5 protein-coding genes, 1 tRNA gene and 2 pseudogenes are annotated in these 4,822 nt (G+C 67.3%); 5 read left to right on the forward strand and 3 right to left on the reverse strand.

The window, feature by feature from the left end; translation table 11 throughout:
* The first annotated feature begins 147 nt into the window (after positions 1 to 147).
* A tRNA-Val gene (locus PV350_RS44565) sits at positions 148 to 222 on the forward strand.
* Between the two features lie 314 nt (positions 223 to 536).
* Here the strand turns inward: PV350_RS44565 and PV350_RS44570 are convergent.
* Both PV350_RS44570 and PV350_RS44575 read right to left on the reverse strand, forming a co-directional pair.
* Positions 537 to 1,024: pseudogene (locus PV350_RS44570) on the reverse strand (plasmid transfer protein); the annotation flags it as partial.
* Positions 1,025 to 1,051: 27 nt separating this feature from the next.
* A pseudogene (locus PV350_RS44575) lies at positions 1,052 to 1,378 on the reverse strand (SCO3933 family regulatory protein); the annotation flags it as partial.
* A gap of 213 nt (positions 1,379 to 1,591) precedes the next feature.
* Here PV350_RS44575 and PV350_RS44580 point away from each other — a divergent pair.
* Genes PV350_RS44580 through PV350_RS44590 form a run of 3 tightly spaced genes read left to right on the forward strand, consistent with a single transcriptional unit; the run spans position 1,592 to position 3,085 of the window.
* Positions 1,592 to 2,272, forward strand: coding sequence for an XRE family transcriptional regulator (locus PV350_RS44580; RefSeq protein ID WP_500339063.1), 681 nt, complete (start codon positions 1,592 to 1,594; stop codon positions 2,270 to 2,272).
* Entirely contained in the window at positions 2,269 to 2,583 is a 315-nt protein-coding gene (locus PV350_RS44585; RefSeq protein ID WP_500339064.1) for a hypothetical protein, read from the forward strand. Before PV350_RS44580 ends, PV350_RS44585 begins: the two co-directional genes overlap by 4 nt.
* Positions 2,584 to 2,614: 31 nt before the next feature.
* Positions 2,615 to 3,085, forward strand: a complete 471-nt coding sequence (locus PV350_RS44590; RefSeq protein WP_500339065.1) for an NUDIX hydrolase — start codon at positions 2,615 to 2,617, stop codon at positions 3,083 to 3,085.
* On the opposite strand, the gene PV350_RS44595 is transcribed toward PV350_RS44590, so the two are convergent.
* On the reverse strand, positions 3,073 to 3,270 hold the full coding sequence (locus PV350_RS44595; RefSeq protein ID WP_500339066.1) for a phosphohydrolase: 198 nt from the start codon (positions 3,268 to 3,270) through the stop codon (positions 3,073 to 3,075). The two genes, PV350_RS44590 and PV350_RS44595, sit on opposite strands and share 13 nt — an antisense overlap.
* Positions 3,271 to 3,425: 155 nt before the next feature.
* Here PV350_RS44595 and PV350_RS44600 point away from each other — a divergent pair, with 155 nt between their 5' ends.
* On the forward strand, positions 3,426 to 3,767 hold the full coding sequence (locus PV350_RS44600) for a hypothetical protein (RefSeq protein ID WP_500339067.1): 342 nt from the start codon (positions 3,426 to 3,428) through the stop codon (positions 3,765 to 3,767).
* Positions 3,768 to 4,822 lie beyond the last annotated feature (1,055 nt).

The following is a 4,822-nucleotide window of genomic DNA, read 5'->3' on the forward strand; positions in this document are numbered from 1 at the left end:
CCATCCGCCTCGCCGGCACCCCCCGCCGCCTCCGCTCCCCCTGGCTCAACGGCGTGAAGGAACTCCGTGTGACCTACACCTGACCCCGAGCGTGCGTTTGCTGGTCACGGGGTATGGCAGGGTAGGCTGTGCTTTCGCGTGTCCAGCGGGCGTGTAGCTCAGCGGTAGAGCGCTGCCCTTACAAGGCAGATGTCGGCGGTTCGAAACCGTCCACGCCCACCAGCCCCAGCGCATGGCAAAGGCCCAGGTCATCCGGCATGAGTCCGGAAACCTGGGCCTTGATCTTTTGCCGCCCTTGAGGGCCGCCGTGCCACTCACGTGCCAGAAAGTCCACCGGAATCCACATCGGAGCCCGTCCCCTTGACCCGCCGGATCTGGTCGTCCACGTGCCCGGCGATCTCGTGGTCGCGGCCGTTGACGAGGTGCTGATAGATCAGCGCGGCCCGCACCGACGAGTGCCCCATGCGGTGCATCAGCTCCCGCGTGGAAGCCCCGCCCGTCGCGGCGAGGGTGTGCAGTCCGGCCGGACCTCTCCGGTCTTCGCGCAACGCGACCGGGACGCGCATCGGTGCCGCGTCGACCATCGCGGGCATCTGCACGCGCTTGAGGACGTCGTAGCCGGTCATCCACAGCTCGACCACACCGGAGCGGATCTCGCGGGCGGTGACCGTGTACATGGCGAAGGCGTGCCATAGCCGGTCGGAAGCCCCCCGCGAAGTCGAAGGCGTCCTGCCCCGGGCGCAGCGCTAACCGCACCACCAGGCCGGTCCAGCTCGGGCGCAGGCGCCTGATGCGCGGGGCCCGCGGGCCGGGAGCGGGGCGGTTGGTGGCCCGCGCGAATGCCATCCGCCAGCGGGACGGGGGACGGTCAACCCGCAGGCGTCCATCACCGAGCTGTAGCGGACGACCACCCGGAGCAGACAAGCGAGATCCCGAACGTCAACCAGTACCAGGCGGGGCGCCGCCACCGCAGAATCAGGGCGATGGCGGCTACCAGCAGCAGCGCGACCGTGAAGCGGGTCATGGGGCAGGCCGCCTTCACAGTGCCGGCGGCGAGCGAGGTGACCGCGACCGCGCGGAAGCTGATGCCGTGGCGGCGCCGGCCGTTGAACTCGTTCTCCCACGGCCGGGCCACCAGGCCGGTGATCGCGACCGGCGTGCCCATCGCCAGGTCACCCGAGATGCCCGGCTCCGGGACGGCCACCGCCAGGATCTCGACCTCGCCGTTCGCCGTGAACATCACGTCCACGGTCATCATCGTCGCGCCGGTCTCGGCGTCGGTGGCGATCTCGCCGGTACGGCGGTCGCGGATCTTGGGCTGCTGCGCCCGGGCCACGATCACGGTGGCGGCGGAGGTGTCCACGAGGATCTGACGCATCGTCTGTCTCCTGTCGGAGTAGGCGTTCCGCCGTCGTTCGGCGGTGACTTCAGGAGACCGCGAGAGGTAGTGGACGTATCACGGTCCGTATGGACGTTTGGGGACGTCTGAGCTATCGTCAAAACGTCCCTGGCGTCCCCTCAGAAGGGCACGACGATGGCGAACGAGCGGTTACGCGCAGCGATTTCGGCAAAGGGCGAGACGATCCAGTCCGTGGCGCACCACGTCGGGGTTGATCCCAAGAGCGTGGAGCGCTGGATCACGACCAACCGCACACCCCACCGGGGCCACCGCTGGAAGGCGGCGAGCTTCCTCGGCGTCGACGAGGTCTATGTGTGGCCGTCGGTCCAGAAGCAGGCCGAGACGGCGAGCACATCCGAACTGATCACGTACTACCCGCACCGTGGAGCGGTCCCGGCAGCCCTGTGGTCATTGCTGATCAAGCAGGCCACCAGCCACGTTGAAATCCTGGCCTACGCAGGGCTGTTCCTCTTCGACAGCCACCCCGACCTCCCCGACCAACTGGCGCAGAAGGCCACCGCTGGCGCACAGGTGCGGATACTGCTGGGCGACCCGGACTCGGAAGCAGTCCGTCAGCGCGGCGACGAGGAGGGGACCGGCGGGGACCTGGCCGCACGAGCCCGGATCACGCGCCGCTACCTCGAACCGACCATGGCCACGCCAGGCGTGGAGGTCAGGTCGCACGACACGATCCTCTACAACTCCATCTACCGCTTCGACGACGACGTCCTCGTCAACCCGCACGTCCTCGGAGCCCCCGCCGGCCAGAACCCGGTCCTGCACTTCCGCTACCTGCCCGGCGCCCGAACCTTCCGGCACTACATGCGCAGCTTCGACTACGCATGGGAGCGCGGGACGGCCGCCGTCCGATGACCCCCGACCTGCCCCTGTTCGCCGACGTGTTCCCAGAGCTGGCCGCCGACATCCTGCGCCTCCTTGAGCCGGATGGCGGGGTTCTCAGCGAACAGATCCCAACGCTGCGGTACTACGGCGTATGCACCTGCTCAGCCACGTGCGACAAGCTTCTGACCGCTCCCCAAGGGTCACCCACCCCCTACATCTGCGAGCTGGAGGAGGACGACGAAGTAGTGATCTGGCTCAGCCTCGACCCGACAGGAACCGTCATCGTCGACATCGAGGTCCTGGACGGAAGGGACCTCGGAGAAGCCGCACGCCGCCCCTGACCACGAACGAGGCATGTGCGACGCTGGACGCATGGCCCGCGTCGATTACTTCAACGACCCGAACGCCCCGAAGGCAAACAGCATCGTCCCCTCGGTTACAGCAGTCGCCCTCAACGAGGCCGGGGAGATCCTGCTCATCCACAAGACCGACAACAACCTGTGGGCTCTGCCAGGCGGAGGCATCGACGTCGGGGAGTCCGCGCCGGCCGCAGCGGTGCGGGAGACGAAGGAAGAAACCGGGTTCAATGTCGCGGTGACCGGCTTGATCGGCATCTACACCAACCCGGCGCACGTCATGGCCTACGACGACGGCGAGGTACGGCAGCAGTTCTCCATCTGCTTCAACGCCCGCATCACCGGCGGCGCGCTCCGCCCCAGCTTCGAGAGCAAAGAAGTGGCGTTCGTCCACCCGAGCAAGCTGGACGAGCTGAACATCCACCCATCGATGCGGATGCGGATCGACCACGGATTGGTCAGTCGCGCCGAGCCCTACATCGGCTGATCGGCGAGACGGGCCTGCGTTCTCTCGACAGCTGCCCGCAAGTCCGGGCGCGCGTTACTGATCGCCGTGTGCACTTCGCTGCCCGGCGCGTACCGGACCAGAATCTCGTCCATGCGCTGCTCGAAGTCGAAGGCTTGGCCGGCGGGACCCGTCGTCATGTCGGCGCAGATGAGCGCATCGAGCAACGGGGAGTCCTCCCGCTCAGGTCCACAGACTGCCCGATTCGCGGTCAGCGTACGGGCCCCGATCTCTCGCCCCATGGCAGCTCCAGCCCAAAGTCTCTCCGCCAACCTTGGTGGAGTTCGAGACCAGGTAGGCACTCACCGGAGAAAATCAGGTCATGGGGATCGACCTGCAGCTGCACGGCAGCCGCCCGCACTGGCCCAGCCGACGCTCGAAGCGCAAGCCGACTTTGATCCGGCAGTCACACGAGCACGGGGAAGCGCTGGCTCAGCTGATCGCCGAACTTCCGGCCAACACATCGGGCAAGCTCTGGATGGTCGACCCGTACAACGACACGACCTTCAACGAGCAGGAGACCGAGGCCGCACTCGGCGAGATCCCGGAACTTCTGGACCGCTGCACCAACGACTCACAAGCTGAAGCGGTTCGCGACCTCGCCGCCTACCTGGAGGACTGCGCCACCACTCCCGGCAGCTACCTGGTATTCGTCGGAGACTAGCCCGGGCCGTCTCCGGGCCGTCCGAGGCAAGCCAGCGTTGACGGACGATGACAGCTGACCACGGCGTCGTCGCAGCTCAGCAGCCAGGCGCGGCGCTCCGGCCCAGGTGGGAGGCGTCCTCACCACTTCCAGAAGAACTGATCACGCAGTCGTGCACGGTCAGTCGTAAGGTCGGCGCGTGACATACGAGCGTGGGGAGACAGGTTCTCCCGGCTGGGTCTACAGCTGGGCCGACGGTACAGGCCTGCTCGGGATGGACCAGCCAGAGGAAGTAGATGCGGCTTTTGAACGCGGGGAGCCTCACGTCGGAGTAGCCGTGATCGGCCTTGCCCTCAATCACTCCGATCCCCTCGCCATCCTTCCCAGGGTCGCCCGCGCTCTCCGCTCGGACTCGGAAGAGCTGCGCCGGCAGGGCACGATCGCTCTAGCGCACGTTGCGCGTCTGCACCGCACGGTCGATGCCGAGTGTCTGGGCCTCTTGCGAGCCCGCCCCAGGGGCAACGAAGCCGACGACGATCTCTGGTCGTTTGTCCCGCACCGTCACTTGCCGGTCTGGCTCTGGCGTCACCACCTGCCCCAGTACGTGAAGTGGCTACTCTGGAGCCGCTGGCGATCTTGACAGCCCGGCACGCGCCCGACCGCGATGGAGTTCCCTGGACCGTGCCACTCTCGTGCCAGAACGGTCGGGGCCTCACGGGGAACCAGGGTGCGCAAGGGTACGTGCTGCCAGACTCCGCCCAGGACAAGGAACCCCAGGTCAGGCCCAGAACTGCCCCACCTCGCTCCTAAAGCGGGGGTCGCCCCAACGCGCGCATGGCTCGCCAGTCACGGCCACGTCGCCCGATCGCGCATCACACCCCTGCGCTACGCGGCCGCACCTCTTCCCGCACGCAGCCCACCGGCAACTGCTCCTGCCCGCAGCCACGTTACAGCGGGCGTACCGACGTTGATCACTAGCGGTTTTTGAGCGTGTTCAAATATGGTGTCCCAGGAGTGTGAGGTCCGGAGTGGCGGATCGCGTGGGGAGGGGTGGCGTGGGTCGGTGGGTTTGGGGT

This window comes from Streptomyces sp. PA03-6a (genome assembly GCF_033792765.1).
Taxonomy (GTDB): Bacteria; Actinomycetota; Actinomycetes; order Streptomycetales; family Streptomycetaceae; genus Actinacidiphila.